Below are 19,378 nucleotides of genomic sequence, written 5' to 3' on the forward strand. Positions count from 1 at the left end.
CCTGAAAAATTAATAAGGTGCTGTTCCACCTTGAACATTGCCAGGAGCAGCTGGAGGTGTATTGACAGGCGTTTTTGAAATCGTATTAAACGATTCTTGAAGGGTTGTTAGTTGTTGTTGTAGAGGTTGCAATAATTGGTTTAATGCTTCAGTTGGATTTGAAAAATTGGTTTGGCCTGGGTCTTGCGCAGGCGTTGGCGTAGTACCTGGAACAGCCACTGGTGCAGTTGGTGCGATTCCTGGAGCTGGAGTGCCAGGTTGACCAGCAGTAAGTGCTTCGAACTTCTGATTTACTTCAGTTTTAAATGTTCCAAAGCTTTCAGCAATCTGCTTAATGCCATTCAAAGCAGCAACGACACCTTGAGCAACGGTTTCATCTACACTCGTTTCTACTGGTTTTGGCTTATTTGACATCAGCTCTTTAATTTGCTGCAAGAGTCCTTTGTTTTCGTCTTGCGTGTTTTGTTCACTCATGAAGATATCCTTATCTGGTGAGGTTTTTACGACATTTGTATTTGCTGAAAATTTCAGTGCTTCAGTGTTGAGGCAGTTAGGATCATCCGTAAGTCCCAAACCCACCTGATAGGCTTTTCCAGATCCAGCAAAATCACGATAGAACTCAATTGATGGATAAATTTTCTGACCAGCTTTATTGAGGGAAACAAGGTTAGGTAGTGCTGAAATAGTGTTGTACTGACACATCAAGCCATTTTCTTCAATTGCTTCAACTTTGATGATGTCACCATAAGCATTGAAGGGCGGTTCAGGAGACCAACCTTTAATATGCTCAATATTAATACGGCCACCGTAATAGGCGATGCTATACGATTCGGCCATTTCTAGAATTTCCTGTCGAGTGAGAGGACGTCCATCAACAGTTTGACCTTCCCGTGCAACACGGAATCTTTTTTCAACACGGCCTTCGCCAGGTAAAGCAGTCATCTTTACTCCATTAAAAAAGAATGCTTTTAAGAGGCTTTAAGTTTGATGTTTTGATCAAAGGCTTTGCAAATGACGAAAGTCCGAATAGAGCTTAATCGGACTTCATTCTTTAGTTTGAAATTTGGCATTAACGTTTAATAACGTTATATGGAAACTTTACTCAGTCCCACGGATGGGGCACCTTCGTTTTTTGATGCAATGACATCACGCCAGCAAGGGCGACTTTTGTTCGCTCAGGGCTTATCTGTCTCTGAAATTGCCACATATCTTAGCGAAAAGCGATCCACTGTTGAAAGTTGGAAACAACGAGACGGTTGGGAAAAGGCCGACATTTTTGATGATGTAACGCTTGGGCTACGTGCTCGCTTTCTAACGTTAATTTTTAAAGAAAACAAAAGCAATGCAAATTATAAGGAAATGGATTTCCTTATGCGAATGCTAGAGAGATCTGCAAAAATTGAACGTTATCGCTCTGGTGAGGGTAACCAAGTTGACCTTAATCCTAAATTGGGAAATCGTAACAAGGACGCTAAATCACGCAAAAAGAAACTGAAGAATCAGATCACCCAGGAACAATTCGAGATCCTCGAAAATGCATTCAAAGAAATCTTCTTCGACTTCCAACATGAGTGGGGTAATACGATAGAGAAGTCCGAAGCTGAAATATTTATGATGCTAAAGTCTCGACAAATCGGGGCTACTTTCTACTTTGCATTATGGGCATTAATAGATTTATTAAAAACTGGAAAAAATAAAATTTTCCTTTCAGCTTCAAAAGCACAAGCATTCCAGTTTATCGAGTACATACGCGCATTTGTACTGGAAACAATCGAACTTGAACTTACTGGCGATCCGATCGTAATCAATGGGCCGCAAGGCCAAGCGACCATCTATTATTTAGGAACAAATGCTTTAACCGCACAAGGTCGACATGGCGATGTAATTATTGACGAATTCTTTTGGATTCGTAAATTTGGAACATTCCAAAAAGTTGCAGGGGCAATGGCCTCGCAAAAAATGTATAAGGAAATTTATTTATCTACGCCATCGAGCATCTTGCACGAAGCTTATGCATTCTGGGCTGGCACTGATGGGGACCGCAAAAATAGAATTGAAATTGATATTTCTCATACAGCATTAAAGCGCCCCCAAGTATGTGCAGACGGTAAGATCCGTCAGATTGTCACTTTAACTGATGCCGAGAAAGCTGGCTATGATCGATTCAATAGAGAAGCATTAAAACGCAGATACCCTGATGATGAGTTTCAGAACCTATTTGAATGTCAATTCATTGATGATACTGGATCTTATTTTCCAATGGCCATCGTTGAAACCAACATGGTGGACTCGTGGAATATTTGGAAGGATTTCCATCCATTTCAACCGAAACCTTATAGCGGTGAAGTTTGGCTTGGTTATGATCCGTCCTTTACGGGAGATAATGCTGCCTTAGTGGTCATTGCCCCACCTAGAACAAGTTTGAGTCCGTATCGGATTTTAGAAGTTCATCAATTCAAAGGGCTATCATCCAGTGAACAAGCCCTAAAAATTAAGAAAATCTGCGAACGATACAACGTCGTATTTATTGGAATCGATAACACAGGCAACGGGATCTCAGTAGCTGAACATGTCTCTCACTTTTTCCCTGGTTTAAAACGTCTCAACTATAACCCTGAGTTAAAAATTCGCATGGGGCTACGTGCGAAAGAATTATTGGAAAGAAGAAGACTGCAATTTGATGCTGGTAAGCTGATCATTGCTAAATCATTCCTTTCTATTAAAAAAGCATTAACAAGTGGTCAAGGTCATAAAACACTTGTTACTACACGTTCGGCCGAAACAGGTCATGGAGATATAGCCTGGGCGGTTATGAATGGACTCGAAAATGCTCCAATTATTGATATCACAAACGTCAATGTAAGCAGTGCTAAGAAAGCAAGGATCAAGGTTTATAAATAATGAATATTCCAAGTGTAATCAAACAGCCACTTCAGAAGATTGGATTTTTTCAGGATAGGACGCCAATTAATATTGAGCAACCTAACAGAAAAATCATCATGAGTAATTTTGGTGATGCAGAACCTGTGCTTGATGGACAAACTCTTTTTCAGTATGGATACTGCCCTCAATGGCAAGACTGGTATGAGCTACCTTATGACGTTGCTGCCACTGCAAAATTATTCAGAGCGACCAGTCACCATACAAGTGCATTAATTGTTAAACGAAATATTTTAAGTAGCACTTATATTCCTCATCCACTTTTAAGCCGACAGCAATTTGATGCGCTAACGCTTAACCTTTTGACCTATGCAAATGCTTATGCTCATTTTGAGCGTAATCGGTTTGGTGGAATCATTAAAATTACATCGCGACCGACTCTCGTAATGAGACGAGGTTTGGATCTCAATCGATATTTTCAGATAACTCAGTTTATCAATAAACAATATGAATATTCCCCAGAAGATATCTTACATATTTATGAGCCTGATACCACACAAGAAATCTATGGCATCCCAAGTTATCTAAGCTCTGTAAATGCGATTTTATTGAATGAGGCTGCAACATTATTCCGTAGACGCTATTACAAAAATGGAGCTCATGCTGGATTTATCTTACACATGACAGATGCCTTACAAACTCAGGATGATGTCGAAGATCTAGAAGATGCAATGGAAAATTCAAAGGGAGCTGGCAATTTCCGAAATTTATTACTTTACACACCTGGTGGTACTAAGGATGGGGTTAAGGTTATTCCTATTGCTGAGGTGGCTGCTAAGGATGAGTTTTATAATATTAAGATTGCAAGTCGCGATGACCAGTTAGCTGGGCATCGAACACCGCCACAACTTATTGGAGTGGTACCGCAAAATGCTGGTGGTTTTGGTGACATTGAGAAAGCTGCCAAAGTCTTTTATTACAATGAAATTCTTTATTATCAAAATATGTTGAAGGCTATCAATGATCGCATAGGTATTGAGGTCATAAAATTTCACGATTACGCATTGATCGATACCATGAAAAATCCAGTTTAATCTGGATTTTCATTTAATTTTTTTGGTGTATTTGTTATGGAGTTTGGACCTACCAATTATATCATTTATGCAATGTAAGTGGTTAATAGTATTGTATTAATTCAATAACATAGTACATGGCTATAGATGCAAACGTAACCTCAATACACCATCAATCATCCTCAATAAAAATCCATCGACATCTACCTAAAACATTAAGAACTATCACCTGGCGCGCGCAGTTATCTCCACGCCACGCCTGCCCACTAAATATATCAAAACAGATGCAAATGCATCACTGCCTAATAGGAAGCCGTGGTGGGCCTTACAGCGCAAAATAAGATGGGTATAGGTGATGCGGTTTGATGCGCTCTGATGCAGAGAATTAAAGTGATTTAAGCTTCGGAACAATTGCAGGATTCATGCAGGGGGACCAATCATGATAATGGTCACTAAAGAATGTTAAATAACCAAGGTGGAGTTTGTAGTAAACGATTTCATGGACTAGATCATCGTCACCCAAATCTAAAAAGAGGTTTGCACCTTCTGGAGCGTTATCTCTAATTTGTTCGATTGTAATTTTACCTACTTTACGAATCATTTTTTATTCCTACATATCCATAGCTATCGAAATTTGAAGAAAGGTTATGAATCCAATTTGCAGTTAAATTATATACTTAAGTTGTTAATAAATAACAATTAATTCCATAACCTCATACAGGTTATACGAGGTTATGAAAGTTATGAAAAAGTAATTAATTATCTATATAACAATAACTTACTAGGTTATGCTTTGTAACCTTTTTTTTAGGTTACGTATAACCTAGATGTAACCTAAACATAACCTTTATGAGTTGTAGAATTATTTATATTTTATATGTAGTTAGATATAGATATTAAATTTCATAACCTTTGTAACCTAATTCCATTACATACTTTGACTTTGAGATTTACCCTAAAAAAGAACGATATTTAATCAATTTTCGCCAGGGCCTTACAGTACCATTATATCGAGTCCCAAACACGGACTCACATAGACACACATAAAATTCATTAACTATTTGATATTTTTACACAAAGATTCCCAGACCCTCGGGACCAAGATTCAAAGACCCCCAAGCTGGTATTAAAGGCTTGGGGTTTTTTAATGGTTTGAATTTAAATCTTTGTGATTTACTACGATTTTTATCTAAAGACTTTATGTTTCTTGATTATATGATTTTTGCGCCTTAAAAAAGACGCAAAAAATTACTTAATATGAGTTAACAAAATCATTAAATTCTAGTGCTTTATTTAGTGTGTTGACTTTGCAACTGGTTATGGGACTATATTTAGTAAAAAGTTTTGGGTTATGACATGCAATTGCTGCTATAAGAACATATTTACCTTTACTTAAAGGTTCTTTTGTTATCATTATAAAAATATCACCTGAGTGCTCTCTCGGTGCATAGGTTTCAATAACAACATTATTTGAGTTTCTAATTTTATAATCTGCATTTTTAGTTACCCATAAATAAGCAGCTTCCATTTTAGTATCACATTCGGATTGACTATTACAGGTTGGAGCGGTGTTTGCAATTTTATCTCTATAAGATTGAATCTCTTTATCTTCCTTGCTCATTGAGTTTGTCTGGTTCTGCTCATTTACAGGCTTCCCTATAGTTAATTTCTGGCCAACAACCGTAGTATAGGGCGATAGCAGTTCATTTTCTTTAACGAGGGACCTCCAGTTTGTATTAAATTTTTTAGCAATAGAGGCTAAAGAATCACCAGCTTTAACTGTATATTCTATATATGGTAAATCTTGTTTGATCTGTTCTGCTTCACTTTTCATTTTAATTGAATTTTGGTTAAGTGGTTCTGCAGAAACATACCCTGATAACATTAAAATGATAAAAGGGAGGATGGATTTTTTTTTGAAACTAAGCATTAGGATTACTCTTTGATTTGAGCGGGAATTATTGAGTTTTATTACAAAGATGTATTCTACTTTAATTATGAAATTACTCTAGTAATTCTCATTTTAAAAAACATTTGAGTTATTATTTTTGACACTAGGTGATGCTAATAGTTTTTGATTTGAAATTAAGTTGTGTTTTAAGTGTAAATTCAATGAAATTTCACGTTTTGTTGCGAATTGATTGAATCAACAATTGCCTTTTCTGTTAAAGTTTGTTAATACTAAGTGATAGTTTTCACATTTTTTTTATAAAACGTAAAGAACCGTATAACGAAAATATTCGAGAGGCGGGAATGACGATTCAATTATTAGAACTACAGCAAGCTGAAAAGTTAAGTGCTTGTAAAATCTCTCTTTCTTTGGGGCTAACTTCAGAGCAGAATTTGCTTGAGCAATTTTTACAGTTCAACCGAAAACTGATGCAAGCCAGTACCGCATTGCTATCATTTCATCAAGAACCTTACCTTTGGCATCGTTGCCCTGAAAAACTCAAAGCCATTGATTCTGCAAAAATTACCAAAAGTCTAAATACCTTATTTGTGAATGGTGACCTGGTTGATAGCGATCATCCGCAATACTCAACATTACTGGCATTTCTAGCACCACTGAAAAAGAAAATCCAAAGCGCAGTTGCTTTACATCTCAGACATCCAGACCAAACCTCACTCGGCTATATCATCCTGTTTGATGAAGCTGCACAAGGTTTTAGCGATCTACAAAAACAACTTCTCCAAGAACATTGCGTCAACTTCATGCAACAACTGGAATTGAAGTTTAACCATGACGAATTGAAAGAACTATACGAACAAGAAGCTGCACTCAATTTTAGTAAAACCAAATTCTTTTCGATTATTTCGCATGACTTACGTGCACCGTTTCATGGGCTATTGGGTTTCTCAGAAATATTGGCAAAAGAACGTGAAACCTTAGACGAGTCTAGCATTCAGAATATTGCTGACTATCTATACGATACCTCACAGTCGACTTATAACTTATTAGAAAGCTTGCTCAATTGGGCGATGGCCGAAGGTGGGCGTTTTGTCTATCACCCAATCAATTTTAAACTGCGCCAGATCACCAATATCGTGACCGATATTCTGAAAACTTTAGCGATTAAGAAGAATATTCAACTGATTAATGAAGTGGATGAAAATCTTAAAGTCTATGCCGATATGAATATGATCACGTCGGTGATTCAGAACTTGGTCTCTAACGCGCTGAAATTTACCGATGTGGATGGTACGGGTAAAGTTTATATCCAAGCGCAACATAAAGGCACTTATGTTGAAATCTATGTCAAAGATACTGGTCTCGGCATGACCCAAGAACAGATCAAAGACCTATTCCAACCGCGGATTACCATCAGCTATAAAGGTACCGCAGGAGAGAAGGGTGCAGGTCTGGGCTTAAGTTTGTGTAAGCGCTTTGTAGAAATGAATTTGGGTGAAATCAATGTCACCTCCAATGAAGGCGAAGGTACAGTGTTTACCGTGTTATTGCCAATCGAACGTGAACAGGTTGATTTATGTACGGATCAACAAAAAAGCAAAGCGAAATTAGTCTAAAGAGATTTTAAAGATAAGCTTGTAACTGATATAACTAACCTAGATGACATGACATCAGTCGAGCCTTTTTATATGAATGCGCAACAGCTACAAAAAACCTTAGTTGCAAGCCAATATGCTGAACAAGTTTTAAATTTATACAAACTACAATTAGAACAAGACTATTCCGAAGATCAATTTCTTGACTCACTGTCGACTGAGACCATCTATCAAAAAGTGCAACTGGCTGTGGCTGAAGTTACTGATGAACAATCATGGATGAAAGCCTTACGCGTACTCCGTGCCAAGCTGATGTTTCGCTGGATTTGGCAGGATGCCAATCAACTCACCAATGTGGTGACGTTGACACGTGAGCTATCCGATTTTGCTGATGCCAGTATTTGTGCAGCCAAAGCTTTTGCATTACCGCCTTTACTCGCCAAGCATGGTGAGCCCATCGGTTATTCAGGTCAGTTACAAGATCTGATTGTCATTGGAATGGGTAAGCTGGGCGCTCAAGAGCTGAATCTCTCTAGTGATATCGATTTGATATTTGCCTTTGATGAACAAGGCGAAACTAATGGGCGTAAATGTATTGATGTACAGCAGTTCTGTATTCTGTGGGGACAGAAGCTGATTTATCTGCTTGATCATATTACTGCTGATGGTTTTGTGTTCCGTGTCGATATGCGTTTGCGTCCGTGGGGTGATGGTTCGGCATTGGCGATTAGTCATAGTGGATTGGAAAAATATTTAAGCCAGCATGGGCGTGAATGGGAACGCTATGCATGGATTAAGGCGCGCGTGATTACCGGTGGCAAAGCGGGCGAAGAATTGCTAGATATGTCGCGTCCCTTTGTATTCCGTCGTTATGTCGATTATTCCGCTTTCGCTGCCATGCGTGAAATGAAGGCGATGATTGAGCGTGAGGTCATGCGCCGTAATATCGAAGAGGATATTAAGCTGGGTGCGGGTGGGATTCGTGAAATCGAATTTATTGTGCAGGTATTCCAGTTGATCTATGGCGGATCGAAGCGCGAACTGCAAGATCGTCAATGTCTAGTCAATTTGCATCATTTAGGTGAAGCGGAGTTGCTGGATCAGCAAGCAGTGATTGATCTGGAAGATGCTTATCTATTTTTAAGACGAATCGAACATGCCATTCAAGCCTTGAATGATCAGCAGACGCAATCTTTACCAACCGAGCCTGAGCTGAGACAGCGTATGTTGGATACACTTGGCTTTGCTGATTGGGCTGCCTTCTTGGATGTACTCAATCAGAAACGTGACAAGGTCAAAGTCCAGTTTAAACAATTGATTCAGGAAACAGAGTTTGCTGAGCCTGTTGATGATTTCGTGCAGCTTGAACAAAAACTCAATGCGGTATTAGATGATGATGCCAAGAACCTGATCCAAAATTTTTGGCATGGGCAGGCGCTACGCAAGATCCCAGCCAGTGCTTTAGAGCGTTTAAAGAAATTCTGGCCGCATTTGATCGAAGCAATTTTACAATCGGATCAGCCCCAAGTGGCGCTGTTGCGTTTGATGCCATTGGTTGAATCGGTGCTACGCCGTACCGTCTATCTGGTCATGCTGATGGAAAGCCGTGGCGCATTACAGCGACTGGTGAAAATGGCAACTGTCAGTCCATGGATCTGTGAGGAACTCGCACAATATCCAGTGCTGTTGGATGAATTCCTATCCATGGATTTTGGTCTGCCACAACGTAAAGATCTGGAAGATTCACTGCGCCAACAATTGCTACGAATAGAGATTGACCAAGTCGAAGATCAAATGCGGGTACTGCGCTTATTTAAAAAGAGTAATGTACTGACAGTTGCAGCCAGTGATGTGCTTGCAGAAAGTCCGTTGATGAAAGTTTCCGATGCCTTGACTGATATTGCTGAAGTAAGCGTGCAAGCGACCTTACGCTTGGCTTATGAGGCAGTTGCGCAGCGTCATGGTTATCCAATTGGAAGCGATGGGCAGCGTTGCAGTCTGGACCATAAAGGTTTTGCGGTGATTGCCTATGGCAAATTGGGTGGTATTGAGCTGGGCTATGGCTCGGATTTGGATTTGGTGTTTATCCATGCCTTTGAAGAGCAAAGTGAAACTGATGGTCGCAAGGGCATTAGCGGTGCTGAGTTTGCCATTCGTGTGGCGCAGAAGTTTATGTCACTCATGACTACCCAAACGTTAGATGGGCGTGTCTATGAAATTGATACTCGTCTGCGACCATCGGGTGAAGCAGGGATGTTGGTCACTAGTTTAAAAGCTTATGAGCAATATCAACAAAAAAGTGCCTGGTTATGGGAGCATCAAGCCTTGGTACGTGCTCGCTCGATTGCTGGAGATGCTGGATTATGCACGCAATTTGAACAGATTCGCTGTCAGATCCTGACCCAAGTTCGTGACGAAAATGTGGTGCGCGAAGAAGTGTTGAAAATGCGTCAAAAGATGAAAGATCATTTAGGATCATCTTCTGAGCAAAAAAAACATGGGATTTTTCATTTAAAACAGGACTCAGGTGGTATCGTTGATATCGAATTTATGGCACAGTATGCTGTGCTTGCATGGAGTGGGACGAATACAGATCTCGCCCATTTTTCCGACAATGTAAGAATTCTAGAAGATGCTGCTAAAGCAGGCTGCTTATCCAGTGAAGATGCCACAGCATTAATACACGCTTATCTCCGTGAACGAGCTGAGAGCCACCGTCTAGCGCTTGCAAATCAATCTATGCAAGTCAATGCTGCGGATTGGCACGATACCCGCGAGATCGTTTGCAAGTTATGGCAAAGATTAATTGATCCAACTGCGCAAGTAGTGGAAAGTGAATAATTGTGTAAAAAGAAAATGGAGTATGTGCGATGAGTTTGGCTGATCGTGATGGTTTTATTTGGCAAGATGGAAAATTAGTTGATTGGCGTGATGCAAAAATTCATGTCTTAACTCACACACTACACTACAGCATGGGTGTCTTTGAAGGCGTCAGAGCTTACGAAACACCGAATGGTACCGCAATCTTCCGTTTGCAAGATCATACTAAACGCTTATTAAATTCAGCAAAAATTTATCAAATGAATGTTCCATTTGATCAAGCGACACTAGAACAAGCACAAATCGATGTGGTTCGTGAAAATAAACTGGCTTCTTGCTATTTACGTCCATTGATTTGGATTGGTTCTGAGAAACTCGGTATTGCAGCAACAGACAACACCATTCATGCCGCAGTTGCAGCATGGGGTTGGGGTGCATACCTTGGTGAAGAAGCAATGGCACATGGTATTCGTGTAAAAACCTCTTCATTCACGCATCACCATCCAAACGTGACCATGTGTAAAGCTAAGGCATGCGGTAACTATACCGTGTCGATCTTGGCGCATCAGGAAGTCGCACGTTCAGGTTATGACGAAGCGATGCTACTTGATCCACAAGGCTTTGTTTGCCAAGGCGCGGGCGAGAATGTATTCCTGATCAAAGATGGTGTATTACATACCCCAGATTTGGCAGGTGGTGCATTAGAAGGGATTACCCGTCAAACTGTGATCACCATTGCCAAAGACCTTGGTTATGAAGTAGTTGAACGTCGTATTACCCGTGACGAATTCTACATTGCAGATGAAGCATTCTTTACTGGTACTGCTGCAGAAGTGACGCCAATTCGTGAATACGATGACCGTGAAATCGGTTGTGGTTCGCGTGGTCCGATTACCACTGTTATCCAAAAGACCTTCTTTGATGCAGTACAAGGTCGCAATGACAAATATGCACACTGGTTAACTTATATTAAATAAGCTGTAATCGTATGCAAGGGCGAAGCTTAGGCTTCGCTTTTTTATTGACGAATTAATACTAAAAAAAATGATCAGCTCTATGCTAAGATGAGAATATATTCAGTGCATATGATTGAACGCTCTTGGATTTTTTATGACAACGCGAACTTCCATATCTCAAGCATTTAAGGTTATCAGATGGTAGATATTCAACAAAATTCGGCAACTCATGAAGACAATGTGATTTTGTGCATGAAGTGGGGAACCAAATATGGTGCTGAGTACGTAAACCGTCTATATAACATGGTCAAACGTCATTTGACCCTACCTTTTAAAATGGTATGTCTGACAGATCGTACCGAGGGGATTGACCCGAATATCCAGTGCTTTCCAATACCATCTTTGGATTTACCTGCAGGTAGTCCTGAACGCGGTTGGAATAAACTTTCAACCTTTGAGCCTGATTTGTATGGCCTAAAAGGCAATGCATTGTTTCTCGATCTGGATGTGGTCATTATTGATAATATTGACTGTTTTTTCCAAGCGGAAGGCGAGTTCTTGGTGATCCACGATTGGAAACGTCCATGGCGTATTACTGGGAATAGCTCGGTATATCGCTTTAAATTGGGGGCTTTTCCTAAAATCCTGCCGTATTTCCGTGCAAACTTTAATGAGATCAGTCAAAAGTTCCGCAATGAACAAGAATATCTGTCTTGGTTTGTGCATAACGAAGGTAAGCTGAGCTACTGGAATAAAGAGTGGTGTAAGAGCTATAAATATCACTGTCTAAGACGGGTGCCATTTGCTTATTTCCAGCCGCCTGTTAAACCGAAAGGCGCAAAAATCATTATTTTCCATGGCGAGATCAATCCACCAGATGCGATTAGTGGTGGTGGTGGTAAGTGGTATCGTTATGTATTGCCATCGGATTGGATTAAAGAGTCTTGGCAATAATTGAAACACTGCCAAGCGCGCTAATAACGTGATTGGTGCAATAAAAAAATCAGGCGAAGAGCCTGATTTTTTTATTTTAACCGATTTAGAGCTTGTGATATTCACGATACCAATCGACAAAGTTTTTGACCCCATCGACCACCGATGTCGCAGGTTTATAGTCTACATAATTTTCCAGAGCGGAGCTATCGGCAAAAGTATCAGGCACATCACCAGGTTGTAACGGAAGCAAGTCTAAAATTGCTTCTTTGCCTGCTGCTTTCTCAATGGCCTGAATATATTCAATCAATTTCACCGTACGGTTATTGCCAATATTAAAGATTCTAAACGGGGCATTGCTGGTTGCAGGGTTTGGATGGTTACTGTCCCAAGTTTCATCAGGTGTCGCAATTTTATCGCTGGTACGGATAATCCCTTCAACAATATCATCGATATAGGTAAAGTCACGGGTGTGATTACCGTGATTGAACACAGGAATTGGTTTGCCTTCAAAGATATTTTTGGTGAATTTAAATAAGGCCATATCTGGACGTGTCCACGGACCATACACAGTGAAGAAACGTAAGCCAGTGGTCGGTAATTTAAATAAATGACTGTAGCTGTGTGCCATTAACTCATTGGCGCGTTTAGTCGCAGCATAGAATTGTAATGGATGATCGACGCCATGCTGTTCACTAAAAGGCATGGTGGTGTTGGCCCCATACACACTACTGGTACTGGCATAGGTCAAGTGCGGTGTTTCTGCATAGCGGCAGGCTTCTAAGATATTGGTAAACGCAATCAGGTTGCTTTCCACATAGCTATGTGGATTCTCAAGCGAGTAGCGTACACCAGCTTGTGCTGCTAAGTGAATCACGCGATCAAAGCTATGATCTTTAAAACACTGATCCACTACGGCTTTATTAGCAAGGTTTTCACGAATTAAACTAAAGTTGCCAGTATCTGTACTTTCAGCCAATAGTTGTAATTGCTTTGCACGAGCTTCCTTTAGCGAAGGGTCATAATAATCATTAAAATTATCAAAACCGACCACATCATCACCACGTTCAAGTAGTTTTTTTGCAACACTAAAGCCGATGAATCCCGCAGCACCTGTGACTAGAACTTTCATTCATCGCCTCCAAAAATATCTCGTGTATAAACTTTATCTTGTACATCTAGCAAATCATTTGAGAGGCGATTGGCAATAATCACATCACTAGATTGCTTGAATTCATTTAGGTCTTGCGTCACTTTTGACTTAAAGAAGGTATCTTCATGAAAGGTTGGCTCGTAAATAATAACTTCAACGCCTTTCGCCTTCAGTCGCTTCATGACACCTTGAATTGCTGAGGCACGGTAATTGTCTGAGCCACTTTTCATCACGAGACGGTAGATACCGACTGTTGTTGGGTTTCGAGCAAGAATCGAATCGGCAATAAAATCTTTACGTGTTCGATTTGCATCGACAATCGCTTGAATCAAATTACTTGGGACATTGTTGTAATTTGCCAATAATTGCTTGGTATCTTTTGGTAGACAATAACCACCGTAACCAAAAGATGGGTTGTTGTAGTGGCTACCGATACGTGGGTCAAGACAAACGCCGTCAATTACTTGTTTGGTGTCTAGGCCGAAGCTTTGTGCATAAGTATCCAATTCATTGAAGAATGCGACACGCATTGCAAGATAAGTATTGGCAAATAATTTAATTGCTTCGGCTTCGGTTGAGTGGGTCAGCAAGACAGGAATATCTTGTTTTACAGCACCTTCTACCAGTAGATCTGCAAATTGTTGCGCACGTTCAGACTGTTCCCCCACAATAATACGAGAAGGATAGAGATTGTCGTGTAATGCTTTGCCTTCGCGCAGAAATTCCGGAGAGAAAATAATATTCTGGGTTTGATATTTCTGTTTGACTTGTTCAGTAAAACCAACGGGAACTGTTGATTTGACGATCATGGTCGCATTGGGATTAATGGTTAGGACATCCTGAATGACGCTTTCCACACTTTGGGTATTAAAGTAATTGGTCTGAGGATCGTAATCGGTTGGGGTGGCAATAATAATAAAATCAGCATCTTGAAACGCCAGTTGCTGATCGGTTGTCGCTGTAAAATTGAGATTTTTTTCTTTTAAAAAGATTGAAATATCATGATCCTGAATCGGTGATATTTTGTTGTTTAATAAGTCAACTTTGCTTTGTAATATATCAAGCGCAATGGTTTCATGGTGTTGTGCAAATAGCATTGCATTTGACAACCCGACATATCCAGTTCCAGCAATCGCTATTTTCATAAATACCTAACAGACTCTAAATACATGATGGACAGTTAATACGAACGCCATAGCGCGCCTAATTTTAAATCCCATTCCACTGGTGTAATGACCATTCGCCCTGCATTTGGGGTGAGTGTAATTTCACTGAAGTAAACGTGGTCTTGTGATAATAGGAAGTCTACCCGACTATAACCATAGGCGAAACAAAGTTTTTCTGACAATTCAAGGATATCTTTGAATTGCTGAGGCTTTGCTAAAGCGATGGGTGAGTTCTCTTTCAGATCGACCCGAAATGGTTGTAGCTCCCATTCGGTATCATACATATTTGAGTAGTCCTTGCCTTGAGAATCTTGTACATCAATTTCGAGATACTCAGGTTTACCTTCAAAACAGTGCACACGACAAGTGGTAATGGTCGATTGGCTCTCTGGATCAACATATAAATCAACATACTGCTCAATCAGAACCTGAGGGCAAATATCTTTATAGTGCCACTCACGTTTTCTAAAATACATGTTCATTTTGAGGTGATTTTTAATTTTCGCTCTGATCGCTGCGATATCAAAATTTTTCTTGTCTCGACAGACTGTTGCACTACCACTGTCATGCGTGCATTTTAAAACAAATTGATCTGGAATTTGCTCAAAATCAATTTCATCAAAACATTTGTAAATTCCAATCAGCGGAACAAAATACGAATCACCAATTTTTGCAGAGACCAATTCTCTTACTGCACATTTATCGGCTAATTTTGTAAATAACGGACTTCGCTCGAAAATCATTCGGGCAGTTACTTTTTCATTAAAGCTTTTTGGTGAGCAAAAATTAGGGGTATAACCTAATTTGCAGATAAACCGTTTAGTGAGATAGGTTTTATCTGAGACAAATTTAGTTCTAATTATTTTTGCTTGATACTCAAAGTAGTTATAGTCAATCATCAGTCAAAAGGTTAAATCCCGTCAAAGTAACCAGTAATTATAATAAAAAGGCATAAATTCGTCTAATAAAAATGTCGTAAATATTTTTTAAAAATGATTCCAAAAGGTTTGATTTTGTTAAGGATTGTCAGGGCTTAAGTTGGTGTTAAGCAAATTATTTAAATGGGGAAATCGTATTTTGAAAGGGAGATTGGAAAGTGTGAAAATTTAAGCAATTATAATATATTGATTTATATGCAATGATTGCTTTTTCAAGCCAGAAAGGCATTACCAAAAGAGACTGTCTGTCGGTAGATCAGTGGTGTTATCATATAGCGTTAAATTAAACATGCTTGGCCGTATTTTATGGCTTTTTAATCGTTTAAGAGTGAATTGATGAGTGAAATGATGCAACCGGTTGATGTGGTGATTGCTTGGGTGGATGGCAATGATCCAAAGTTAAAGCAGAAACGCATGCAATATCAGGGCAAGACACAAGCTTCTGATGCTGTTAGCGATACCCGCTTTGCCAGCAACCATGAAATTTATTATAACGTTGCATCAATTCTGAAATATGTTTCATTTTGCCGACATATTTATATTGTGACCGATGGTCAACAACCACAATGGATTGATGATTTCGTAACCGATGGTATTTGCGAAGCAGGGAAAATACGAATCGTTGATCACCGCGAAATTTTTGCGGGTTATGAACAATATTTGCCTACCTTTAATACTCGATCAATTGAAACGATGCTCTGGAATATTCAGGGCTTATCCGATTATTTTTTCTACTTGAATGATGATTTCTTTTTCAATGCACCTGCGCAGTTGGAAGATATTCTTGTCGATCAGAAAATGGTGGTTTACGGGCATTGGCAGAGCAGTTTTGCGCTTAAAGCCAAGCTTTGGTACCGCCAATTGTTAAATCAATATTTTAATAAGCCGATTCAGCCTAAACATATGATTGCTCAAATGTTAGGTGCAGATATGCTTGGATTTAAAAAGTTTTTTGAAATTCACCATTATCCGCATGCGGTTGACCGCAACATCCTGCAAGCTTATTTACTCGCACATCCTGAGTTTTTGCAAAAACAGATTCAATATAAATTTCGCAGCGTAGCGCAAATTAATCCAATTTCACTGATGAATCATCTAAAGATTAAGAATAATGAAGCACTGTTAAAACCAGACCTTGAAATTGCTTATTTGAAAAATGAATCGAGTCTAAGCAGCTTTTTGCACAGTTTGGGCAATGAACAGATTAAGTATGGGTGCATGCAAAGTCTGGATCAGTTGAGCACTAGTGCAGCAAATCAAATTTATACAGCTTTAAATCAAAAGCTGGCTGGCTATTTACCACAAGTTTTATTGGCTCAGACAGCCGAAGGATAAATGATGAAAGTAGTAACTTATCTGATTAACCTCGATGGCAGTGATCAGCGTTTAGCAAATGCTACAGCTCAATTACAACACGAGGGGTGGTCATTTACACGCTTTGCTGCCTACGATGGTCGTGGTAAGGCTTTATCAGAGTTTACAAATTATGATGATGCAGAAGCGCAGAAAATTTTAGGACGTAGTCTGATTAATTCAGAATTAGGTTGTTATCTGAGCCACTATGGTTGCGCTGAAAAATTTCTTGAAACAGATGCTGATTATTTGGTGGTGTTAGAAGATGATATTCAGGTTCTACCCAACTTTAAGCAAAATTTAGAGTCACTGCTGAATTATCTGGATCAGCATAAAGAACTGGATTGGTATGTCGTGAATATGGCGGCGAAAAAGAAAAAATTAGCCAAAGATATTATTCAATTGGAACAATTTACCCTTTGGCATGCTTATTATTTCCCGATTCGTGGCGTTGGTTTGGTTTGGTCGCGTAAAGGTGCTGAAGAGTTTGTCAAACTTGGCAAACAAATACATGTCCCTGTCGATATCTTCTTCCAAGGCTGGCTGAGTAAAAATGGCAAAGGCCTAGGTGTTTGGCAACCTTTTGTAAAACCAGCAGGGTTGGATAGTGATATTTTAGGTACTGTTGCAACGCAGGGGATTCAGCGTAAGGACTTGGAAAATCGCGATTCGTCTCATGGTCTTAAGAAGCAGAAACGGATGTGGCGTGACCGTTTTTATGCTTTTAAGCATTTGTTCTTCTAATGAAAATGGTTTGTGTAAAGCATTGCCGTGAAATGAAAAGCATAAATGATTTGGTTTTTGCTGAGTTCCCTCTATGAAAATATTTAAAAAAATATTCTATCTCTTAAAATTTTATACGATGTATTCGAATAAAAAGAGAGGGATTAACGAAGCAATAGACAATGAAGCGGATTTAATTGCTCTTAACCCGATTGTGCAAAATGCAGTGATTCCTAAAAAAATTTGGATATATTGGGAGGGGACACTTTCAGGCTTTGTTGAACAATGTGTCGAGCAAGTGAAAAAGACCAATCCTGACTATGAGGTTAATTTTTTAACCCCAGATACAGTAAAAAGCTTTTGTGATATTGATTTTGGTCGTTTCCCAAAGGCAACACCACAACAAAAGGCCGATTTGCTTCGTTTTGAGCTGATTTATCAATATGGTGGCATTTGGCTAGATGCCAGTACGATCGTTTATGAAAGCTTAGACTGGATTCAAGCGTTAGTGGTGAGAAATCAAACTAATAGCTTTGCCTACTATCGTGTGAAGAACACAACGCTTAAAGAGTTCCCCGTATTAGAGAACTGGTTACTGGCCAGTGCAGAGAAAAATATCTTCTTTAAAGAGTGGTTCAATGAGCTGGCAAAAGCCATTGAAATGAGCCCTAAAGCCTATTTGCAGCAACTCAAGCAAACAGAGCCACAATATCAGGACTTATTTCAACAGATTGGTCGTTTAGAATATTTGGTTGCCTATGTGGCTTGTCAGAAGGTGATGCGTAAGCATTTACCAAGTATGAGTTTGATTAACTGTGATAAAAATGCCTTGTTCTTTCAAGTCAAACATCAATGGGTCAAAGAAAAAGTACTGATTGATATGGCTGTGAATTATCCACCTGCGGAAATGCCAAGATTGATTAAGCTTGCGGGTAAGGAAAGAAAAACACTAAGTCATTATTATGAAAAAGGGATGTATCTGGAAGGTTCTCTGCTCGATCTCTCTTAATTTTAGACAACTTCGCTACCGATATGAATTGGTGGTGAAGCTTATTCAAAAAGGTAGTAAAATATGAGTAATCTTCAGTTTTTTACTACTATGAAAAAATTTGTAATTAGTCTCTCGACGGCCAGTGAACGTAGAGAGCATATTTGTAGTGAGTTTGGTAAAAAAAGTATAAGTTTTGACTTTTTTGATGCTTTGACTCCTGAGCCAGCAGCTCTTTTTGCGAAAGAACTTAACTTAAACGTTGATGGACAGTCTTTAACAAAAGGTGAAGTTGCATGCTTTATGAGCCATGTGTTCTTGTGGAATAAAATGATTAGCGAGAATATTCCACATATGGCTATTTTCGAAGATGATATTTATTTAGGTGAAAATGTTAAAGCATTCTTAGCTGATAATGCTTGGATTGATTCTAATTGGCATCTAATCAAGATTGAAGAATTTACCTCCAAAGTTGCACTCGGGCAAAAGATTAAAACGTTTCATAGTGAGCCAGATAGAGCGCTTTTTGAGCTTAAAAGTAAGAACCTCGGAACTGCAGGTTATATTCTTTCTTTACATGGTGCTAAGCAATTAATCAGTTACATCCAGTCATTGGATAAGTTGATTGCTTTGGATCATTTGATGTTTGAAAAACTTATTCAAGATAAGATTTTATCTGTATCTCAGATGAAACCAGCCTTGTGTATCCAAGACGTGACGCTCTTCTCTACAAAGGATAGTGTGCGTTTTGCTAGTCATTTGTATAAAGAGCGCCTAACCAGAAGACATTATGATAAAAAGACGGGACTGGATAAGATCCTTTTAGAGTTAAGTCGAATTTTTCAACAAATCAGAAATCTTATTTTCTTTAAGACTGTCGGATTCAAATAG

Annotated in this window: 16 protein-coding genes; 10 read left to right on the forward strand and 6 right to left on the reverse strand. The window is 39.2% G+C overall.

Features of this window, described 5'->3' with window-relative positions:
- Nucleotides 1-9 precede the first annotated feature (9 nt).
- Nucleotides 10-942, reverse strand: coding sequence for a GPO family capsid scaffolding protein (locus FPL17_RS17355; RefSeq protein ID WP_159886468.1), 933 nt, complete (start codon nucleotides 940-942; stop codon nucleotides 10-12).
- Nucleotides 943-1,089: 147 nt separating this feature from the next.
- Here FPL17_RS17355 and FPL17_RS17360 point away from each other — a divergent pair, with 147 nt between their 5' ends.
- Nucleotides 1,090-2,901 (forward strand): terminase large subunit domain-containing protein, encoded by a 1,812-nt coding sequence (locus FPL17_RS17360; protein WP_159886470.1) that lies wholly within the window; start codon nucleotides 1,090-1,092, stop codon nucleotides 2,899-2,901.
- Entirely contained in the window at nucleotides 2,901-3,974 is a 1,074-nt protein-coding gene (locus FPL17_RS17365; protein ID WP_159886472.1) for a phage portal protein, read from the forward strand. Before FPL17_RS17360 ends, FPL17_RS17365 begins: the two co-directional genes overlap by 1 nt.
- Before the next feature lie 364 nt (nucleotides 3,975-4,338).
- Here FPL17_RS17365 and FPL17_RS17370 read toward each other — a convergent pair whose 3' ends face one another.
- A complete protein-coding gene (locus FPL17_RS17370; RefSeq protein ID WP_159886473.1) occupies nucleotides 4,339-4,554 on the reverse strand; it encodes a hypothetical protein in 216 nt (71 codons plus the stop codon).
- Nucleotides 4,555-5,205: 651 nt separating this feature from the next.
- On the reverse strand, nucleotides 5,206-5,883 hold the full coding sequence (locus tag FPL17_RS17375) for a LysM peptidoglycan-binding domain-containing protein (RefSeq protein ID WP_228267279.1): 678 nt from the start codon (nucleotides 5,881-5,883) through the stop codon (nucleotides 5,206-5,208).
- A 323-nt stretch (nucleotides 5,884-6,206) separates the two neighbouring features.
- On the opposite strand from FPL17_RS17375, the gene FPL17_RS17380 reads away from it, so the two are divergent.
- The 4 genes from FPL17_RS17380 (at nucleotide 6,207) to FPL17_RS17395 (ending at nucleotide 12,187) form a co-directional block, all read left to right on the forward strand.
- Nucleotides 6,207-7,478 (forward strand): sensor histidine kinase, encoded by a 1,272-nt coding sequence (locus FPL17_RS17380; RefSeq protein ID WP_159886475.1) that lies wholly within the window; start codon nucleotides 6,207-6,209, stop codon nucleotides 7,476-7,478.
- A gap of 72 nt (nucleotides 7,479-7,550) precedes the next feature.
- The gene (gene glnE, locus FPL17_RS17385) at nucleotides 7,551-10,298 is read left to right on the forward strand and encodes a bifunctional [glutamate--ammonia ligase]-adenylyl-L-tyrosine phosphorylase/[glutamate--ammonia-ligase] adenylyltransferase (RefSeq protein WP_159886477.1); all 2,748 of its coding nucleotides are present in this window, start codon (nucleotides 7,551-7,553) and stop codon (nucleotides 10,296-10,298) included.
- Nucleotides 10,299-10,327: 29 nt separating this feature from the next.
- Nucleotides 10,328-11,254, forward strand: a complete 927-nt coding sequence (locus tag FPL17_RS17390) for a branched-chain amino acid transaminase (RefSeq protein WP_005149867.1) — start codon at nucleotides 10,328-10,330, stop codon at nucleotides 11,252-11,254.
- A gap of 177 nt (nucleotides 11,255-11,431) precedes the next feature.
- The gene (locus FPL17_RS17395; protein WP_151715159.1) at nucleotides 11,432-12,187 is read left to right on the forward strand and encodes a glycosyltransferase; all 756 of its coding nucleotides are present in this window, start codon (nucleotides 11,432-11,434) and stop codon (nucleotides 12,185-12,187) included.
- Nucleotides 12,188-12,272: 85 nt separating this feature from the next.
- On the opposite strand, the gene FPL17_RS17400 is transcribed toward FPL17_RS17395, so the two are convergent.
- Genes FPL17_RS17400 through FPL17_RS17410 form a run of 3 tightly spaced genes read right to left on the reverse strand, consistent with a single transcriptional unit; the run spans nucleotide 12,273 to nucleotide 15,384 of the window.
- Entirely contained in the window at nucleotides 12,273-13,298 is a 1,026-nt protein-coding gene (locus FPL17_RS17400; RefSeq protein ID WP_159886479.1) for an NAD-dependent epimerase, read from the reverse strand.
- Nucleotides 13,295-14,464, reverse strand: coding sequence for a nucleotide sugar dehydrogenase (locus FPL17_RS17405; protein ID WP_151715157.1), 1,170 nt, complete (start codon nucleotides 14,462-14,464; stop codon nucleotides 13,295-13,297). The genes FPL17_RS17400 and FPL17_RS17405 overlap by 4 nt, the downstream gene beginning before the upstream one ends.
- A 35-nt stretch (nucleotides 14,465-14,499) precedes the next feature.
- Nucleotides 14,500-15,384 carry an ATP-grasp fold amidoligase family protein gene (locus tag FPL17_RS17410; protein ID WP_005193085.1) on the reverse strand — a complete coding sequence of 295 codons (885 nt, stop codon included), beginning with the start codon at nucleotides 15,382-15,384 and terminating at the stop codon, nucleotides 14,500-14,502.
- A gap of 375 nt (nucleotides 15,385-15,759) precedes the next feature.
- On the opposite strand from FPL17_RS17410, the gene FPL17_RS17415 reads away from it, so the two are divergent.
- The 4 genes from FPL17_RS17415 (at nucleotide 15,760) to FPL17_RS17430 (ending at nucleotide 19,378) form a co-directional block, all read left to right on the forward strand.
- Nucleotides 15,760-16,758 (forward strand): Stealth CR1 domain-containing protein, encoded by a 999-nt coding sequence (locus FPL17_RS17415; RefSeq protein WP_159886481.1) that lies wholly within the window; start codon nucleotides 15,760-15,762, stop codon nucleotides 16,756-16,758.
- Between the two features lie 3 nt (nucleotides 16,759-16,761).
- Nucleotides 16,762-17,520, forward strand: a complete 759-nt coding sequence (locus FPL17_RS17420) for a glycosyltransferase family 25 protein (protein ID WP_159886483.1) — start codon at nucleotides 16,762-16,764, stop codon at nucleotides 17,518-17,520.
- A gap of 73 nt (nucleotides 17,521-17,593) precedes the next feature.
- Nucleotides 17,594-18,508, forward strand: a complete 915-nt coding sequence (locus FPL17_RS17425) for a glycosyltransferase family 32 protein (protein WP_159886485.1) — start codon at nucleotides 17,594-17,596, stop codon at nucleotides 18,506-18,508.
- Between the two features lie 90 nt (nucleotides 18,509-18,598).
- Nucleotides 18,599-19,378, forward strand: coding sequence for a glycosyltransferase family 25 protein (locus tag FPL17_RS17430; RefSeq protein WP_159886920.1), 780 nt, complete (start codon nucleotides 18,599-18,601; stop codon nucleotides 19,376-19,378).

The sequence above is a fragment of the Acinetobacter dispersus genome, from assembly GCF_009884975.1.
GTDB lineage: Bacteria > Pseudomonadota > Gammaproteobacteria > Pseudomonadales > Moraxellaceae > Acinetobacter > Acinetobacter dispersus.

Bases quoted from the DNA above. Each gene is read 5' to 3' on its own strand.
- FPL17_RS17355 (WP_159886468.1), bottom strand. From the start codon at position 942: ATGACTGCTTTACCTGGCGAAGGCCGTGTTGAAAAAAGATTCCGTGTT.
- FPL17_RS17360 (WP_159886470.1), top strand. From the start codon at position 1,090: ATGGAAACTTTACTCAGTCCCACGGATGGGGCACCTTCGTTTTTTGAT.
- FPL17_RS17365 (WP_159886472.1), top strand. From the start codon at position 2,901: ATGAATATTCCAAGTGTAATCAAACAGCCACTTCAGAAGATTGGATTT.
- FPL17_RS17370 (WP_159886473.1), bottom strand. From the start codon at position 4,554: ATGATTCGTAAAGTAGGTAAAATTACAATCGAACAAATTAGAGATAAC.
- FPL17_RS17375 (WP_228267279.1), bottom strand. From the start codon at position 5,883: ATGCTTAGTTTCAAAAAAAAATCCATCCTCCCTTTTATCATTTTAATG.
- FPL17_RS17380 (WP_159886475.1), top strand. From the start codon at position 6,207: ATGACGATTCAATTATTAGAACTACAGCAAGCTGAAAAGTTAAGTGCT.
- glnE (WP_159886477.1), top strand. From the start codon at position 7,551: ATGAATGCGCAACAGCTACAAAAAACCTTAGTTGCAAGCCAATATGCT.
- FPL17_RS17390 (WP_005149867.1), top strand. From the start codon at position 10,328: ATGAGTTTGGCTGATCGTGATGGTTTTATTTGGCAAGATGGAAAATTA.
- FPL17_RS17395 (WP_151715159.1), top strand. From the start codon at position 11,432: ATGGTAGATATTCAACAAAATTCGGCAACTCATGAAGACAATGTGATT.
- FPL17_RS17400 (WP_159886479.1), bottom strand. From the start codon at position 13,298: ATGAAAGTTCTAGTCACAGGTGCTGCGGGATTCATCGGCTTTAGTGTT.
- FPL17_RS17405 (WP_151715157.1), bottom strand. From the start codon at position 14,464: ATGAAAATAGCGATTGCTGGAACTGGATATGTCGGGTTGTCAAATGCA.
- FPL17_RS17410 (WP_005193085.1), bottom strand. From the start codon at position 15,384: ATGATTGACTATAACTACTTTGAGTATCAAGCAAAAATAATTAGAACT.
- FPL17_RS17415 (WP_159886481.1), top strand. From the start codon at position 15,760: ATGAGTGAAATGATGCAACCGGTTGATGTGGTGATTGCTTGGGTGGAT.
- FPL17_RS17420 (WP_159886483.1), top strand. From the start codon at position 16,762: ATGAAAGTAGTAACTTATCTGATTAACCTCGATGGCAGTGATCAGCGT.
- FPL17_RS17425 (WP_159886485.1), top strand. From the start codon at position 17,594: ATGAAAATATTTAAAAAAATATTCTATCTCTTAAAATTTTATACGATG.
- FPL17_RS17430 (WP_159886920.1), top strand. From the start codon at position 18,599: ATGAAAAAATTTGTAATTAGTCTCTCGACGGCCAGTGAACGTAGAGAG.